This is a genomic window from Alcaligenes sp. YSL9, from assembly GCF_030515105.1.
Classification (GTDB): domain Bacteria; phylum Pseudomonadota; class Gammaproteobacteria; order Burkholderiales; family Burkholderiaceae_B; genus Alcaligenes; species Alcaligenes phenolicus.
In genome coordinates this window covers 136,186-153,532 of sequence record NZ_JALXJU010000003.1, presented here as the reverse complement: position 1 = coordinate 153,532, position 17,347 = coordinate 136,186, and the positions used below count along the sequence as shown (strand labels likewise).

The window sequence follows — 17,347 nt, the reverse complement described above, 5'->3', positions numbered from 1 at the left end:
CTCCTGTGGATGAGAGACGGGGGCCACCTGAATGCGGCCCCCGCGGGCCTTGCACTACGATGCCGACCCTGGTGCCATCGCACCAAAGCGGCCACTATTGAAGTCATCCATAGCCTGCAAGATCTCCTGCTTGCTATTCATGACAAAAGGACCGTGTCCTACGATGGGCTCATCAATGGGCTCACCGCTGATCAGCAGGACGACAGCGTCGTTATTGGCCTCGACACTGAACTGACTGCCGCTACGATCCAGAACGACCAACTGACCTTCACGCGCCACACTCTGACCATTGACCAGCACCGTGCCTTGCAGCACCACCAAGGCGGCTGTCCAGCCTTCAGGGCTTTCCAGCTCGGCAATACCACCCTGATTCAGACGCATATCCCATACATTCATGGGAGTGAAGGTCCTGGCAGGGCCAGTGGCACCGTCCTTTTCTCCGGCGATCACGCGCACCATGCCAGCAGCATCAGGCAGTGCGACCACAGGAATTTGCTGGTCGGTAATGGCCTGATAGCCAGCGGGAGCACGCTTGTCTTTGGCAGGCAGGTTGACCCACAGCTGCACCATTTCCAAAGTGCCGCCAGAACGAGCAAAAGCGTCGGAGTGATACTCCTCGTGCAAGATGCCCGAGCCGGCCGTCATCCACTGCACATCACCGGGGCCGATCGTGCCGCCCTGACCCGTGGAGTCGTGGTGTGAAACCTCGCCCTTGTAGACGATGGTGACGGTTTCAAAACCCCGATGTGGGTGCTGGCCAACGCCGCGCTTGTGGTTGCTGGGAGCAAACTCGGCAGGGCCGGCATAGTCCAGCAGCAGGAAGGGGCTCAACTGTTTTGCGTGTGTGTGGTACGAAAACAGGGAGCGAACGGGGAAGCCGTCGCCCACCCAGTGAGGACGGGGAGCGCTATAGATACCAAGAATTTTCTTCATGTCCATCTCCTTGTTTCAACATAAGAGACAGAATAAACTCGGGACAACGAAGCCAGTAGCCCCCTAAATCGGCCATCTATGTTCCATTTATGGAACGATAAAACTGCCATGCAAGATTTAAACGACTTGTACTTCTACGTTCAGATTGTGGATCACGGCGGCTTTGCCCCGGCCGGTCGCGCACTGGGTTTACCCAAATCCACGCTTAGCCGCAGGCTGGCTGCACTGGAAGAGCGCCTGGGAGTGCGGCTGATCCAGCGCTCCACCCGCCGCTTTACCGTGACCGAGATTGGCCAGACCTATTACGAGCACTGCAAGGCCATGCTGGTAGAGGCCGAAGCGGCACAGGCAGCCATCGAACTGACACGTGCCGAGCCGCGCGGTGTGGTGCGCCTCAGTTGCCCCATCACCTTACTGAACGCCCATGTCAGTGATATGTTGGCCGACTTCATGGTCAGCTACCCGCATGTCACGGTGCAATTGGATGCCACCAACCGGCGCGTGGACCTGATCGGGGAAGCGCTGGATATGGCGATCCGCGTGCGCCCGCCACCATTGCAAGACAGCGATCTGGTGATGCGTGTTCTGTCCGACCGCAGCCAATGTTTGATAGCCAGCCCGGAGCTGATTGCCCGCCACGGAATGCCCGGCTCACCCGCTGATCTGGCGGACTATCCCAGCCTGGCATTGGGTTTGCCACAACAAAGCCATACCTGGACCTTGTATGGTCCCGATGGCGCACAAGCCGTGCTGCATCACACGCCCCGCCTGATTACCACCGATATGACGGCCTTGCGCTGCGCAGCACTAAAAGGCGTTGGTGTGGTGCAGTTGCCTACCCTGGTAGTCTGCGATCAATTGGCCGACGGCTCTTTGGTGAAACTGATTCCGGACTGGGCTCCACGACGCGAAATCATTCATGCCGTGTTTTCCTCCCGCCGGGGGCAGATGCCAGCTGTGCGAGCATTGCTGGATTACCTGGTCGAACGCTACCAGCAGATGGATGAGGACTGACAGCAACCTTGCCAAGGCACAAAGAAAAACGCCCTGCATATGCAGGGCGTTTTGTAGTCCTGGGCAATCAAGCCAAAGGATCAGGCGCCGCCATTAAAGTCGCGAACTTGCTTTTCAGCTTCTTCACGTGCAATGCCGTAGCGTTCCTGAATTTTTCCGACCAGATATTCGGTATTGCCTTCGGCAACATCAATATCGTCATTGGTCAGTTTGCCCCATTTGGCCTGAATCTTGCCAGACAGCTGTTTCCATTTACCTTTGATCGTATCTTCATTCATAGTCGTTCTCCTGTTTCAACGGGAATTCACATTTAGGATTGATGACGGAACTTTTATTCCGGTTTTACTTTCAATCCCGACGAATCGACTTTCACAACGCCTTTCACACTTTCCGTTGCAGCAACGGCTTTCTTGTGCTCAATTTCACTGGGCACGGTACCGGTCAATGTTGCGACGCCATTATTGGTCTCAACAGAGATATCCGTGCTCTTCAAATCCTTGGTGCTGGCCAGATCAGCCTTGATTTTGGTGGTGATCCAGGTATCGCTGACGGCTTCACCTGCGGTTGCCGAGTGATCCTGATTAACGGCTGGCTCATTAGCCATTGCACCGCTTTGCAAACCAAAACTCAAAGCGGTAGCCATTAATACACTGGATAGGATGGCAGATTTTTTCATATAAGTTCTCCAATATCAGAAAGGGAATTTTTAATTTAAAAAACCCTTTACCCCTGCTATTAAAAGGAGTCCAAATCAATCAACAAAAATTTCGTTGTTTGCGATGGATGGTTCCACTGTAACATTCCCGATCAGGCTGGAAACTACGAAATGCTACAAGCGTTTTCTTTATAAGTAATTTCTTCAAATTTCACACATCCCTATTCACCTCACTTATGGCAAGCGGCTTGTGTCAGGCCAATCCTGGCCATCATGCTGGCTAGACAAAATCCGCCCTGAGACGCAGCACGGCTGGTTTCCATACGTTCCTGCCGAAGAAACGGAGGCCCCTTTGACGCGAAAAATTCTGGGCACGAACAGAGCAGTCAAGCAGAGCCTCGCTCACTGGAGAGGAGCCGCTCAGGGCAGACACATAAAGTAAAAAATTTAGCAGGGCTGCTAACAAAACCACCGCCTGAGCCGCGATGCTTGCCGCGCAAACACGCCCACCGCAGCTAACAAGCGGAAAAAAAAGCCAGATCATCGAATTGATAATCTGGCCAAAATCAGAACAAGGTGCAGACTGCGCACTCTCACCCAAACAACAAAGTCACTATCGATCAACGCAGATGATGCACCTCCTGCATCCCGTAAACCTGCACCGGCAAGCCCGCCTGACGCGCTTTAAGCTGCAAGGCCAGGTACTGGGAATAATGACGCGACTGATGCAAATTGCCGCCATGGAACCACAAGTTCGGCTGTTGCGTTGGCTTCCACATATTGCGCTGCTCGCCCTCCCAGGGCCCTGGATCTTTGGTGGTTTCCGAACCCAAACCCCAGCACTTGCCTACCCTATCCGCCATTTCCTGGCCTGCCAGATCGGCCACCCAGCCATTCATGGAGCCGTAGCCGGTGGCATACACCACCAGGTCCGCAGGCAATTCCGTACCGTCTGTCAGCACCACAGCGTTCTCGGTCAAATGACTGATACCGGTCCGAGACTTCAACTTGATGCTGCCATCAATAATCAGCTCGCAAGCGCCCACATCGATGTAATAGCCCGAAGCACGACGCAGATACTTCATGAACAAACCGGAGCCATCGTCACCCCAATCCAGCATGAAGCCTGCCTCCTCCAGCTTCTGATAGAACTGTGCATCGCGCTCGCGGATCTTGTCGTACACAGGAATCTGGAAGTCTGCCATGATGCGGTACGGCAGAGAGGCAAAGAGCAAATCTGCCTTGCGCGTGGTGACTCCCGATGCCAGTGCCCGTTCAGAATACAGATCTCCCAAGCCGATCTCCATCAAGGAGTCGGATCGCACAATGTGGGTAGACGAACGCTGCACCATGGTGACATCCGCCCCCGCCTCCCACAGCGCCGCGCAAATATCGTGCGCCGAGTTATTGGCCCCGATCACCACTACTTTCTTGCCCGCATATGCTTCCGGTCCGGGATGCTGCGAGGAGTGCTGCTGTTCACCCTTGAACACATCCTGCCCCTTTATGCTGGGCACATTCGCCTTGCCGGACATGCCCGTAGCAAAGACCAATTGCTGTGGCCGTAACGTCATGGGCTTGCCATCACGTTCGATCTCCACTTCCCAGGTCTGGCTGGACTCGTCGTAGCGCACCTTCTTGCATACGGTGCTGCTCCAGTAATTCAGCTCCATCACCTTGACGTACATTTCCAGCCAGTCGCCAATCTTGTCCTTGGGTGCAAAGACAGGCCAGTTATCGGGGAAAGGCATGTAAGGCAGGTGGTCGTACCAGACGGGGTCGTGCAGGCACAGCGACTTGTAGCGTTTGCGCCAGCTATCGCCAGGGCGGGCATGTTGATCAATGATGAGCGCGGGTACATTCAACTGCCGCAGGCGCGCGCCCAGCGCAATACCACCCTGCCCGCCGCCGATCACCAGCACATAGGGCTGCTCGGTCGTGCCCAACTCAGCCTGCTCCTGTTGACGACGTTCCTGCCAGGTCTGACGCCCACGGCGAATGCCATGCTCGGCCCCCATGGGGCGGCGCACACCCAAAGGCTCCTCGTGCCCTTTCAATTCCGACATGGTGGTCAGAAAGGTCCAGATCTTCCCGTCCTTGACCCGAATATGGCCGTAGCCACGCGCCACATCAGTTTCCACACGAAACCAGCCCTCCACCAAACCTCGGCCGTCGTCACTGACCGGCTCGGCACTGTCGCGCTCGAACCTGGCTGACACGGCACCTTGCTGTTGCTGCGTCAGCATGTCGCGGATCTGGTCACGTCCTTCCATGGTTCGGATATTCCAGGTGAACATGACCAGATCACGCCAAAAACATTCTTCGGCAAACAGGGCTGCCGCATCGTCCGGTGCATTGCTGGCAAGCGCATGGGTCAGCTGTTCAAGAACCGTGTCCAACTGTCGCGCAGACGGCTGCAGTTGCTGCTGTGTTTGCATGATTTGTCTCCATATCGTTTTAATGTTGCGCCGGGCTTTTGTTGCCCAGCTATGGAGTACATAGCAAACACCGTGCCAAACCGGGAGTGGCTTGTTTTAAAGGGGTGCTGCCTGTTTTAAGGCGGTGAAACTGTGCCAGCGGTGACACAGGTGGTGCATCAGGTGTCGCAACCTGTGTCAGAGGGCGACTCTTGGCGAGCTACGCCTGCCCGTTTGATATAACGATGCAAAGTGGACCGGCTGATACCCAACTGCCGGGCCGCTGCACTCACGTTATCGCCACAGGCCTGCAAAACCTGCTGCCAGGACGACTCTCCGGCAGAGACGGCTGCGGCCGTTGGGCTGCCTGTAGATGTGGCCAGACGCCGCTCTCGCAAGGCCTCCGGCAAATCCTGCACCTCAATGCAGGAACCTTCCGCCAAGGCCAATGCCAGCACCAGCGCATTGTCCAGCTCGCGTAAATTACCCGGCCACTCGTAGGCTTGCAGCGCTTGCCAGGCCTCGGGAGACAAACCGGGCACATCGCCTTTATTACGCCGATGCAATATCTGCTGCACCAACCATTCCAGATCACTACGCTGACGCAAAGCGGGCAAGGCCAGCACTGCCGCATTCAAGCGATACAGCAAATCCGCACGAAAGCGGCCTTGCTCTACCAAGGCACTTAAATCATGGTGGCTGGCTGAAATCACACGAAGGTCCACGCGCTTGCTTGTGCGTGCGCCCAAAGGCATCACCTCGGATTCGGCCAGCACCCGCAGTAAACGGCTTTGCAGGGCCAGCGGCATATCGCCGATCTCGTCCAGGAACAGGGTGCCTCCATCAGCCGCCTCGATCAAACCCGTGCGACCACGTGCAGCACCGCCGGTGTACGTACCAGCCAGATAGCCAAACAATTCGCTTTCAATCAGGCTCTCGGGCAAGGCCGCACAATTGACGGCCACAAAATTCCCGCCACGACCGCTGGCCGTGTGAATCGCACGTGCCAAATACTCTTTGCCCGAACCTGTCTCGCCCTGCAACAACACCGGCATTTCCCGCGTTGCCAAACGCGCGGCTTTCAATAGCATGGACTGCATGGCCGCATCTGTGCCTGCCAAACCTCGCAAGGCCTGTGGCAAGGCGGCATCCACGGCTGCCCCATCCATCCCCACAGACCGGTTGCTCAACACACGTCGGGGTTCAATGGCATGGGCAAACAGCACACTGCCATCACGTGCCATAACGACACGCTCCTGCGTGGGGCGGTAACGCATCAAGGTCGGCAACTGATCCACTTCCAGATGCAGAAAGCGCATCAAGCTCTGCCCCAACAAACCCGCAGGATTACGCCAATCCACCCCCGCCGCCCGCGCCAGAATGCGCGCCCCCGTATGCGTCATGCCCTTGATACGGCCGGAGCCATCAATCGCAATAGCCGCTTCCGGATCAATATCCAGAAACTCCGGCGACTGCGACAAGCATAAAATCCATTCCTGACGGTGACAGGCCATCAAATTGGCCAGCTCAATACGGCGGGTCGCCGCATTGGCAAGGTGCAGGGCCAAACCTTGGCTGGCCTTGGCCTGCGGCGACTGCAGCAAGGATAAATCCAGCACCGCAGCCAGCTTGCCGTCGTAATGATAGATAGGCGCCGCCGTGCAGGACAGGGGCGCATGCATATGATCGAAATGATCGTTTTGATGAATGGTCAGGGCCTCGCCCGTGTGCAGGCAAGTACCCACCGCGCAGGTTCCTGCACGCTCTTCAGACCATTCCGAGCCCATATACAGACCGGCCTGCCGCAAGGCATCACGCTGTCCATCCGAGCCCAGGAAATCAACCGTGACGCCCTTGTTATCAGATAGCAGCAGCACGTAATTCAGCCCGGAGACCTGCTGATAAAGACGCTCCAGCCCGGAGCGCGCAATATTGATCAGGGCCTCGGACTGCTGACGATGCTCGCGCAATTGGGAATCCGGCACGATATAGGCCTCGCAAGCCTGCGCCGGGTCCAGTCTGTGATGCTCAATGCATCGTCTCCAGCTGTGGACCACAGCCTGATCGCGCCGGGACAGGCTGCCCTGCCAAACAGCCGTGATCTCTTGGACATGTGCCACATGTGAAGACTGCATCAGACCTCATCCCGAAAATAGGCCAAACCCCGGGCGGGCGTGGCCTATCTTTCAGTGTGCCGCCATGCTTAGCCGCCGTACATGGAGGTTTTCCTTGAGATGCGGTGCAGCATCCCACACCGTCTCCAAGCAGACACACTCTGCAAGCAATTCGGACATGGGAATGAGAATTATTGCTAATATGAGCGCTTCCCTGCTCACCCGCTTTGTTTGCCTGCATTGTCATGTCCCGCCCACCGCCATTCCTGAAAGCTTGGCTCGCTCATTACAGCGGGTTGATCGGGACATGGGCAAAGCGCAACTCCCTGCCCTGCGATGCGGAGGATGCCGCCCAGGAATCGGCCCTGCAGTTTCTTGGCAAGGGTTCGGAAGCGGTTCTGAATCCCAAGGCGTATTTGATGCGCTCTGCGCACAATCGCCTGATCAATGAGGTCAAGCGGCAGTCCCGTGCCAATCTGGTTTCGTTGGAAGAATTGGCCGAGGAAGATCACCCGCTGCTGGCCGACCCCGAATCCCATTTGCATGCCAACGATCTGGCTCAGGCATTGGAAACGGCGCTGGCGCAATTGCCCTTGAAAAAGCGTCAGGTCTTTATTTATCACCGACTGGAAGGCTATACCCACGCTGAAATCGCCCAGAAAATGGGGCTGGCGATCAATACCGTCGAGCGCTATGTCATCGACTCAACACGCCATATCCGCGGGCAGCTGCACAGCTTCTGCCCCCCTGATATCGGCCACGTGGACAAGGCTGGCAAGCCTATAATCCGATGAGTTTATTTGACGCCCCCCTTGTCGGACCATGATTCTGTGAACGATCCCATTGCCCCTTCCAGCGAGCAGGACCCCCGCGATGCGGCCTCGTTCTGGCTTGCGCGCGAGAAATCGGGACGCATGGACGAGACCGAGCGCAAACAGCTGCAAGCCTGGCTGGATGCCAATCCGGCACACCTGCTGGAATACAAGCGGGCCCAAGGGATCTGGAATGCCATCAGCCTAGTGCCTGGCAATCGCCTGCGTCAGCTGGCTCAGGAACCAGCCACCCCCGCTCCCCGTTTTCTGCAACGTCGTGGTTTACTGATTGGTGGCGCTGCTGCCTGCACCGCCGCCATCAGTGGCGGCATTGCCCTGTCCTGGTTTCATCAGGGCGAAACGCTGTATGAGCAGCAATTTGCCACTCGTCAGGGCGAGCGCGAACAGGTTTCTTTACCGGACGGCTCGATTATTGAGCTGAACACGGCCACCACCCTGCATGTGCAACTGTTTGAACAGAGCCGTGTCGTAACCCTGGCTTCGGGCGAAGCCTCCTTCACCGTTGCCAGTGATACCCAGCGCCCCTTCCTGGTGGATGCCGGGGATACCTCTGTACGCGTCACAGGCACCCGCTTTGGAGTGCGACGGGATGAGGCACAAGTGCGGGTAGTGGTGGAATCGGGCTCCGTACAGGTTCAGCATGGTCCTTGGTGGAGCCGCAGCACTGCCGCCCTGACTGCCAAGCAAGGCGTCAGCGCGCAAGCGGGCACGGATCTGGTTCCTATGGGTGACGGTGATGTCGCCTCCCTGATGGCCTGGACGCAGGGCCGCTTGCTGTTTAGCGACACGCCGTTGATCGAAGCGATCAACGAGATCAACCGCTACGCTCCCAAGGCGGTGCAGGCGAACCGCCAGGAACTGCAAGGACTGCATATTGCCGGGGCCTTCAGTACCGGGGACACGGCGGGCTTTCTGGAACTGCTGCCCGATATTGTTCCTGTCACCGTCAGTTATTTACGGGACGGCACTCCCGTGGTGTCACGCCGCCCATAAGGCATGGCCGAATGAAGAAACAATTAGTTTCAAATTCGGCTCAGATTTTTATCAGGTTTTGTTTCGGCTGCTTTGTCTTTATCCATAAGAGGCCGTTTTTTGTACACCCCGCCGCGCCATCGCTGTGGCCTGTGTCACGAAACGCCCGCAACCCTAACGGAACCCTCGCTCAGTGAACCAGACCCGAACAGGCCGCAGCCGTGCTGCGAGCAGCAAGACTTTTGTTTCCTTCTCAATAAGCTGCCTAACTGCTGCTGTGCTTTTAGGCATGAGTGCGGCCCCTGCCCACGCTCAAAGCGCTGCCATCTCCATCAGCATTCCCGCTCAACCTTTGAGCCAGGCTCTGCTTGAACTGGCTAACCGCTATTCACTGGATCTGGCTTACTCTCCCGAGATTGTCAAAGGACTGTACGCCCCTGCAGTCTCGGGCAGCCTGACGGCGGATCAGGCCTTGGGCCAAGTGCTGGCCAATACCAATATCCGCTATCAACGCCGCGGCAAGAATGTGTCCCTGACAGCCATGGCCCCCAACGCAGACAGCCAGGTCACGCAATTGGCTCCCGTCACCGTTACCGGCTCCCTGAATGGCCTGACACCCACCTATGCAGGCGGACAACTGGCCACGGGCAGTCGGGTGGGAATGCTGGGCAACAAGGACTTTATGGAAACGCCTTTCAGCACCAAGGCGTATACCCGCGAGTCGATTGAAAACAGCCCCTCCGGCAATCTGCTGAAAGTAATTTCGGACTCGGACCCTTCGGTCTCCACCACAGGCAGCGACTACGACTTGAGCAACTACGCCTCGGTTCATATCCGTGGTTTCAGCACCGCCGGTTTTGAGGATCTGGGGATCAATGGCCTGTACGGTCTGGCCTCTTACGGCAACCGTAGCCTGGGCGACTTTGCTGAACGTGTGGAAATCTTCAAAGGCCCCTCTGCCCTGCTCAACGGCATGATGCCCAGCGGCAGCGTGGCCGGTACCGTCAATACCGTCACCAAGCGAGCCACGGACGAAGCCATCAACCGCGTGACGCTGGGTTATGAAAGCGACTCCATCTACTCCGGCAAAGTGGACTTTGGTCGTCGCTTCGGGGCTGACAATGAATGGGGCATTCGCATCAATGCCAGCAAGCGCAAGGGCGAAACCGCCGTCAAGCACAAGAAGGTGGACAACGAAGCCGTTGGTCTGGGGCTGGATTATCGTGGTTCCCGACTGCGCGTAGGCCTGGACTGGATTCACAATGAAGAAAACACCGACGGGGTCTCTGCCCAGATCACGTCCCGTCTGTCTGCGGTTCCGGCCCCTCCTACCCACGACAAGCTGATTGCTGGCGAGCCCTGGTCCATCTACAACACCAAGGGTGACTTGTTCATGCTTAAGGGCGAGTACGACCTGAGCGATGACACCACGGTCTGGGCCAGTGTTGGTCACAACGACCGCAAGATGACGGCCAACGTCATGAACTGGCGTTTGTTGAATGAAAATGGTGACTTTGCGCGTGACTCCGTGCTGGTGTGGAATTCCAAGTTCAAGAATCTGGCCGCCGACATTGGCGCCCAGACCAAATTCGAGACAGGTCCCATCAGCCACCAATTGTCGGTTAACGCCAATGCCTCGGAACGGACCGTCTATCAAGTACGCGCCAACTACCCGATTGCCGGTCTGCCCGGAGGCAATATTTATGACCCCACCTACGTCTCCAAACCGACCAATGTCGACTATTCACCCAGCATCCCCAAAAGCAATGAAAACACCCTGCAAAGCATAGGCGTAGCGGATACCCTGTCCATGCTGGACGATCGCTTGCAGCTGACCGTGGGCGTACGCCAGCAGCGGGTCAAGCAAAAGACCTTTGACCCCATTACCGGCCAGGTCAAAGGGGATGTATATGACGAGAGCGCCACGACGCCTGCAGTTGCCGCCTTGTTCAAGCTGACGGATCAAGTCTCGGTTTACGGAAACTACATTGAAGGGCTAAGTGCGGGAGCCCAGGCCCCGGTCAGCGCCGCCAATGCAGGTGAAATGTTTGCGCCCTACAAATCCAGGCAAAAAGAGCTGGGCGTGAAGTACGACGCTGGCAGCTTCGCCACCACGCTGGCCGTGTTTGAAATCACCCGTCCTAGCGCCGTGACCAATGCCGACAATATTTACAGCTTTGATGGCGAGCAGCGCAATCGCGGTGTGGAGTGGGAAGTGTTTGGCGAACCCATGAAAGGCCTGCGCCTGATCGGTGGTCTGAGCTGGAAACAAGCCAAGCTGACCAAGACCCAAAGCGGCCTGTACCAAGGCAATGACGCCCCGGAAGTTCCACGCTTTGAAGCCAAGCTGGGCGTGGCCTATGACGTACCGCAGATCAACGGCCTGACGCTGACAGCCAATGCCATCCACACCGGCAAACAATACCTGGATCAAGCCAATGTGCAGTCCATCCCCAGCTGGCGCCGTTACGACCTGGGCTTTGCCTATGCCACCAGGATTGCGTCTACCCCGGTCACCTTCCGTGGCACGGTCTATAACGTCGCCAACTCCCACTACTGGTATGGGGTCTTGTGGCGCGGCGTAAGCCAGCCTCGCACCTTCAACCTTTCTGCCACCTTCGAGTTCTGATGGCGATGTTCAACCCTTTTATACGGCCCACTTCCATGACCCGAACTTTTGCTTCTACCCTGGTATACGCGGCGTTGGCAGCCAGCTTGATGGCATGCAGCACACCCGCACAACATACGCACAGCACCGCCCCAACCGCAGTAGAAAACCGTGCCGAGCCTACGGTAAGCCGCGCCCAAATTGCCCAGGGCATTTACGAACTGGTCTATAGCGACAAGCTGGACCTGCTGTTTGTGGCGTCTGCCGGCAGTTTTAGCGACAGCACCGTGCCCTATCAAATTCTGATTGTGAATCCCGCAGACCTGAAGGTGGTGAGCACCATTCCGATGACTCGCAAGGCATTCAGCCTGGCTCTGGATGACCAGGCCAACCGCTTGTATGTAGGCAACACAGGCCAAGGTGCCATCACCATTGTCGACACGCAAAGCCGCCAGGTACTGCAGACCGTGCAACTGGCCCCCATGCTCAAGGGCAAGGACGGCAAGGAGCGGCCTGAGTACCATTTCCGCCAGTTGATGCTGGATACCGCCAACCATCGCTTGTACATGCCTGCTTTCGACAACACTCAAAGCAAGCTGTTCGTGATTGATACCCAGGCCAACAAAGTAGAGAAAATCATTCCCGGTTTTGGTTTTACCGCGACGGGTATCGCACTGGACGCCAAGCACCAGCGCCTGTATGTCTCCAATATGCAAGGCGAAGCGGTGGTGGTGGACACGCAATCCAATGAAATCGTGAATCGCTTCAAGCTGGGTGCGGAACAGCCCTTGAATCTGGCGTATGACGAGGCTAACCATCGTCTGTTGGCGGTAGACCAGGGCCATCCCAAAATGCGTGGTTTCCAGGAACGTGGCATTCCGGGTTATCAATCCCGCCACCCCGGCCACCGCGTTGTAGCCATTGACTTGAATACCGAGAAAATGATGGCGGAAATGCCGGCCTCCGGCCCCGTCAACTTGAAGCTGGACCCGGCACGCCAACGCTTGCTGGTGACCAACCGCGAGTCAGGCGAGATCACCGTGTTCGACAGCAATACCTACCGCCAACTGCACAGTATCAGCACCCCGGCGCACCCTAATACCTTGGCTATCGCCAAGAAAAACGGCGATGTGTATGCCACGGTAAAGAACGGCGAAGATGCTGCCAAGGGTACGTTCGAGAGTGTGGCGCGCATTCAGTTCTGATGTTGGGAACTGATCACCAATAGTGATAACGGGGTTGGGAACGGGCTGGAGCGCCTGTTCCCAGCCCCTATTTGCATCAGCTTTCACACCACGGCCTTCCGGCCCTGCAAAACAGCACTGCCCGCGATCAGGCCTGGGCCAGATCCGTCAGATGCTGGGCAAAGCCTCCCTCTGCCCCTGCCGCATTGATATGGTCGAAATACTCGTACCAGCCACTGGCTTTGATACCAGCCAGCAGTGCCTTGCATGCCTGTTGATCCGGGAAGCGCCAAACACCCATAAAGCGGTGGTCGCTGGCGTGGTCAATATCGTGCTCAGCTGCTGTCAGGGACAGCACCTCGATACCCAGACTGGAGAGGCCACCCATCGCTTCCTGAAGGCTGGCCAGAAAATGCTGACGCTGCTTTTCGGGCAATGCCTTCCACTTGGCATTAGGCGAATAAAGCTCGATCAGATAGTGAGACATGGGCAGTTTTCCTTTAGCTGAAATAGGCACAAAATGCTGAAAAATTCAATTTGATTAGATATCTAATCTTATAGATTCACACTAAATATCGCAAGCAGTGCACACACGTAAAAAAGCCCGAGCTCAGCATGACGCCGAACCCGGGCTTGGACCCACCTTGTCAATCAGTCGTGCAGCATGGCTGCCTGCGAAATCAGCTTAAAACTGGATACGCACCATACGTTCTTTGGTCCCTTTTTCCTTGCTATTGCCGTCGTTCTTCACCGACACGTACAAGGCTTTTTCAGCGGGGATGTATTCCAGGCTGTTGGGGTGTGGAGCCAGCTCAATGGTTTGCAGCGGTTTGTAGTTCACCGTGTCAAAAACACTGACCGAACCCTTGCCTTCTTTCTCGCGCACACCGCCTCGGTTGGCGACGAACAGACGCTGAGACTCGGCATCAAAACGCACGCCAATCGGCACTTCGCCAGTAGGCATCACAGCCAGGGTTTTGCCGTTATCGGCATTCAGCACAAACACCTGGTGGCCCGCGCTGCGGCGCTTGTATTCACGCTCCAGGTGCAGATTACGGGCGTCATCGCGGTCGATACCTTGGTCCACACCGAACAAGCGGTTCTGGGCCGGGTCGTAGCTCAGATTCAGCAGTTGGTCGGCCTCAATTTCCAAGACCTGATCAATGTTCAAGGTCTGGGTATTCACGACCATCAGTTGGCCCTGCATATTGGAGACAAACAAGCGGTTATTGGCCTCGTCCAGGGTGATGCCCACGACGTTATAGCCAAAGCCTGGCAGCACTTTTTCCAGCTCCAATGTCCAGGTATTCACCACGAACAGCACACTGTCAAAACCCAGGCCCAAGCCAGGCGCGAACACACGGTGGTTTTTCTTGTCCACGACCAGTTCACGCGTCTTGTACTGGAAGTCCTCGGTAATCTTGAAACGCTCCATCATCTTCAGCAAACCGTCTTTGCGTGCCTGGCCAAACTCAGCCGCGTTGATGGTGTCCTGAAAATTGATTTTTTCCTGCACCCGAATGCGCTTGATGACCTCGTTCTTGACGGTATCAACCACGGCAATCGTGCCGTTGAAACCTTGAGTCAGATACAGGCGGTTGGCGGCATCATCCAGGGCTACCCCAAAGCTCTTGGCCTCCATGGGAATCTCTTGCTTGATTTCCAGGGTCTTGGGGTCCAGCACCAGCGTGCGCGACAAGGTCTCGTCCTTCCAGTTGGGAGAGGACACGTACAAGCTGGATTGCGCAGGGCTGAAGACGATTTCCAGAACTTCGGCGGCAGTCGGTTTTTGCATGATCTGTGCTTGGGTAACGGCTTGGTAGCCTGCAGGGGCAGGAGTTTTGGCGTGTACGTAGCCGGCCGACAAGCTCATTGCAATAGCAAGGTACAGACCACGCACAAGATGGCGAGTAGTAGACGACGTCATAATTTAGGCTCGATAAAAGTGGAGGAAGGAATTACCACTGGTAATCAATGGACAGATGCACATTGCGCGGCGCGCCGTAACGTGCCCGGAAGATCACGAAGTTGTCGTAGTAACGCTTGTCGAACAAATTGTTTACCGTGAGCTTGGCATTCCAATGCTGGTTCACGCGGTAATTGGCGTGCAGGCCAACCAGGGCATAGCTGCTGTGGGTGTCGTCCAGCGCCTTGCCGTTGCTGGCCGTATAAGGACGGCCAGCCGTCCACAGATCACGCTTGCCAAACCAGTTCACGGTGGCGCCGGCGCTCAAGCCTTGCAACGCACCGGAGAATTGGTACATGGTGCCCAGACGGAAGGTTTGGCTGGGAATGTAGGTGTTGATCCGCTCGCCTTCACCGTTTTTAGTGCTGGCGTAGCTATAAGAAGCAAACACATTCCAGTTGTTGGTCAGTGCGCCGCTTAGCTCCACTTCAAAACCTTTGGTTTTGTTGCCAGCGCCCGAAGACACGTAGGGGCGGCTGCCATCAGGCAATAGGAAGTCATCCGGCACCGACGGGTCCAGCACGGCCAGATTGTTTTGACGGGTCTCGAAAGCGGCCAGGGAGAACTGCAGGGCCTCCTCCATCAAGCTGCCTTTCAGACCAATTTCACGGTTCACCCCAGTAATGGGATCCAGGAAGTTCTCGTTGATGTCCTTGTAGCTTTGCGGCTGGAACAGGCGGGTATAACTGGCGTAGGCCGTCAGGTTCGGGTTGATGTCATACGTCACCCCAAAGTACGGCGTAATTTCATTGCGATTGCGCAGCTCGTTGGACACGCCGGTGAACTGGCCGGTTTTACCGTAGTTGTCACGGTAGGTTTTGTAGTCCGACAAGCGCATGCCCATGATCACATTCAAGGGATCAATAATGTTCAAGCGCGTGCCGGCAAAGAAGCCGTATTCGCGTGTGTGGACGCGGTTCCATTCACCCGTGCGGCTGACGCTGGGCTCGGGCATATAGCCGTCCCAGTCGTAAATATTGGGGATGAACCAGTTGCGGGTATCGCTGACCTGCATGGTATACGTGGTGTCACGCTTGCGAGTGCCGTTAAAACCGAACATCAGCTGGTGCTCGCGGCCAAACAGCTCGAAAGGACCATTGGCCGACAACTCCAGGTTGTCCTGATGGCGATAGCCATTGGCGGCCAGGTTGGCGCGGATGCCAATGCCGGATCCGTCCGGGCGAACCACCGGGTTCACGCCCTGCCCCAGGCCAGTAATCAAGGCATCACCATCGTCACGTTGATGGCTGTAGCTGAGCTTGGCATTCCACTTGTTTTCAAACTCATGCTCGACCGAGAAGAAAGCGTTTTGATGCTTCTTGTCCCAGTAGGTCCAATCCGGCACCAGCGACATGGAGCGCGAAACGTCAATACGGTCGCCCTCGCTGGTAAACAAGGGCACACCCATATTGCCTTCGCCTCGCAGCTTGGCGGTCTGGTAGTCGTAGCCTGCGGTCAGCAAGGTTCGGTCAGTCAAATCGAATTCCAGCATGCCGGACAGCAAATCGTTCTTGTGGTCCTGGCGATCCATGAAGGAGTCCGCCTGCTTGCGCGAACCAATAACACGCATACGCAAACGGCCGTCTTCAGTCAGCGGGCCGGTCACGTCCGCCGTTACGCGTTTGTCGTTCCAGGAGCCATAGTGGGCGCTTAACTTGCCGCCAAATTCTGCTTGCGGACGTTTGCGAATCAAATTGATCAAGGCGGAGGGCTCGCCGGTAGGCGACAACAAACCTGTCGCTCCGCGCACGACTTCCACACGGTCGTATAAATCCATATCCAGAGAAATAGGATTAAATGCTCCACGCCCGGCAGCACGGTAGCTGCTTTGCACGCCATCCACTTGCACATTGCTGATGTCAAATCCACGGGCCTGAAACTGAAACCCGCCTCCCACCGCAGCCGTATTGGCCGTCACGCCGGTGGTAAAGTTCATCACATCATCGAAGCTGGTCAGGCCGAAATCGTCCATTTGCTGGCGCGTCATTACACTGACCGATTGCGGCGTGTGCTGGGTGTCCATGTTCAAGCGCGTCGCGGTGCTGCTGGTACCGTTCAGCGTGTACAAGCCTGTGTCTTCAGTCGCCCGATTCAAGGTGCCCTGCACACGCACGGGGGCCAATTGAGTGGTTTCCGTGACGGGCCACAAATTGACGGTATTGGCATCGCGCGAGTAGCGAATGCCCGTGCCTGCCAGCAAGGTATCCAAGGCCTGCGTCACGCTGTAATTGCCTTTCAGGCCCGCGCTTTGCTTGCCTTCGGCCACGCTGCCTGCGCCAACCAGATAGACCCCGCTTTCTTGCGAGAAGCGCATCAACACCCGGCTCAAGGGGCCTGCTGGTATGTCATAACGCTGTGTCTTGTCTGCCGTCGGGCTGCTTTGCGTGGTCGCCTGGGCAGGCGAGGTACTGGCAATAAACGCGCTACCGGCCATCAAGACATACAGGGCCAAGGCCAGTGGACGCAAAGGGGCGCAATGCGATCCTGCATCCTTGGACAGGGAAAGGGGATCGAGGCGACGATGCATAAGGAGACATCCTTCAAAAACACGGGTCAGTCACAATAAAAACGATGAACCTGAACGATATTCTTGCGTTGATGTTCAGTACTGAGCAGCCACGGCGGGCTGCCTCCTGCTTCATTGGCCTCAC

At 56.6% G+C, this 17,347-nt stretch carries 13 protein-coding genes; 5 read left to right on the top strand and 8 right to left on the bottom strand.

The window, feature by feature from the left end:
* Positions 1 to 54: 54 nt before the first annotated feature.
* Complete coding sequence (locus tag M2Q46_RS13390; protein WP_302357439.1) at positions 55 to 933, bottom strand: pirin family protein; 879 nt, start codon at positions 931 to 933, stop codon at positions 55 to 57.
* 108 nt (positions 934 to 1,041) lie between these two features.
* Between M2Q46_RS13390 and M2Q46_RS13385 the strand changes: the two genes are divergently transcribed.
* A complete protein-coding gene (locus M2Q46_RS13385; protein ID WP_009456866.1) occupies positions 1,042 to 1,947 on the top strand; it encodes a LysR family transcriptional regulator in 906 nt (301 codons plus the stop codon).
* An 80-nt stretch (positions 1,948 to 2,027) separates the two neighbouring features.
* On the opposite strand, the gene M2Q46_RS13380 is transcribed toward M2Q46_RS13385, so the two are convergent.
* The 4 genes from M2Q46_RS13380 to M2Q46_RS13365 form a co-directional block, all read right to left on the bottom strand.
* Complete coding sequence (locus tag M2Q46_RS13380; RefSeq protein ID WP_009456875.1) at positions 2,028 to 2,225, bottom strand: CsbD family protein; 198 nt, start codon at positions 2,223 to 2,225, stop codon at positions 2,028 to 2,030.
* 53 nt (positions 2,226 to 2,278) lie between these two features.
* Positions 2,279 to 2,623, bottom strand: a complete 345-nt coding sequence (locus M2Q46_RS13375) for a BON domain-containing protein (protein WP_035269768.1) — start codon at positions 2,621 to 2,623, stop codon at positions 2,279 to 2,281.
* Between the two features lie 599 nt (positions 2,624 to 3,222).
* A complete protein-coding gene (locus M2Q46_RS13370) occupies positions 3,223 to 5,040 on the bottom strand; it encodes an NAD(P)/FAD-dependent oxidoreductase (RefSeq protein WP_060185470.1) in 1,818 nt (605 codons plus the stop codon).
* A 158-nt stretch (positions 5,041 to 5,198) separates the two neighbouring features.
* On the bottom strand, positions 5,199 to 7,154 hold the full coding sequence (locus M2Q46_RS13365; protein WP_302357438.1) for a sigma-54-dependent Fis family transcriptional regulator: 1,956 nt from the start codon (positions 7,152 to 7,154) through the stop codon (positions 5,199 to 5,201).
* 224 nt (positions 7,155 to 7,378) lie between these two features.
* On the opposite strand from M2Q46_RS13365, the gene M2Q46_RS13360 reads away from it, so the two are divergent.
* From M2Q46_RS13360 to M2Q46_RS13345, 4 genes are all read left to right on the top strand, one after another.
* Positions 7,379 to 7,927 (top strand): RNA polymerase sigma factor, encoded by a 549-nt coding sequence (locus M2Q46_RS13360; protein WP_302357437.1) that lies wholly within the window; start codon positions 7,379 to 7,381, stop codon positions 7,925 to 7,927.
* 36 nt (positions 7,928 to 7,963) lie between these two features.
* A complete protein-coding gene (locus M2Q46_RS13355) occupies positions 7,964 to 8,959 on the top strand; it encodes a FecR family protein (RefSeq protein ID WP_302357436.1) in 996 nt (331 codons plus the stop codon).
* A gap of 268 nt (positions 8,960 to 9,227) precedes the next feature.
* On the top strand, positions 9,228 to 11,567 hold the full coding sequence (locus tag M2Q46_RS13350) for a TonB-dependent receptor (protein ID WP_115634561.1): 2,340 nt from the start codon (positions 9,228 to 9,230) through the stop codon (positions 11,565 to 11,567).
* Between the two features lie 35 nt (positions 11,568 to 11,602).
* Positions 11,603 to 12,751: a YncE family protein gene (locus M2Q46_RS13345; RefSeq protein WP_302357434.1), complete on the top strand. Its 1,149-nt coding sequence runs from the start codon at positions 11,603 to 11,605 to the stop codon at positions 12,749 to 12,751.
* A gap of 127 nt (positions 12,752 to 12,878) precedes the next feature.
* On the opposite strand, the gene M2Q46_RS13340 is transcribed toward M2Q46_RS13345, so the two are convergent.
* The 3 genes from M2Q46_RS13340 to M2Q46_RS13330 all read right to left on the bottom strand — a co-directional run bounded on the left by M2Q46_RS13340 (position 12,879) and on the right by M2Q46_RS13330 (position 17,223).
* Complete coding sequence (locus M2Q46_RS13340) at positions 12,879 to 13,217, bottom strand: DUF6616 family protein (RefSeq protein ID WP_115634563.1); 339 nt, start codon at positions 13,215 to 13,217, stop codon at positions 12,879 to 12,881.
* A gap of 198 nt (positions 13,218 to 13,415) precedes the next feature.
* A complete protein-coding gene (locus tag M2Q46_RS13335) occupies positions 13,416 to 14,657 on the bottom strand; it encodes a YncE family protein (RefSeq protein WP_302357432.1) in 1,242 nt (413 codons plus the stop codon).
* A 31-nt stretch (positions 14,658 to 14,688) separates the two neighbouring features.
* Positions 14,689 to 17,223: a TonB-dependent siderophore receptor gene (locus M2Q46_RS13330; RefSeq protein ID WP_302357431.1), complete on the bottom strand. Its 2,535-nt coding sequence runs from the start codon at positions 17,221 to 17,223 to the stop codon at positions 14,689 to 14,691.
* Between the last annotated feature and the right edge of the window lie 124 nt (positions 17,224 to 17,347).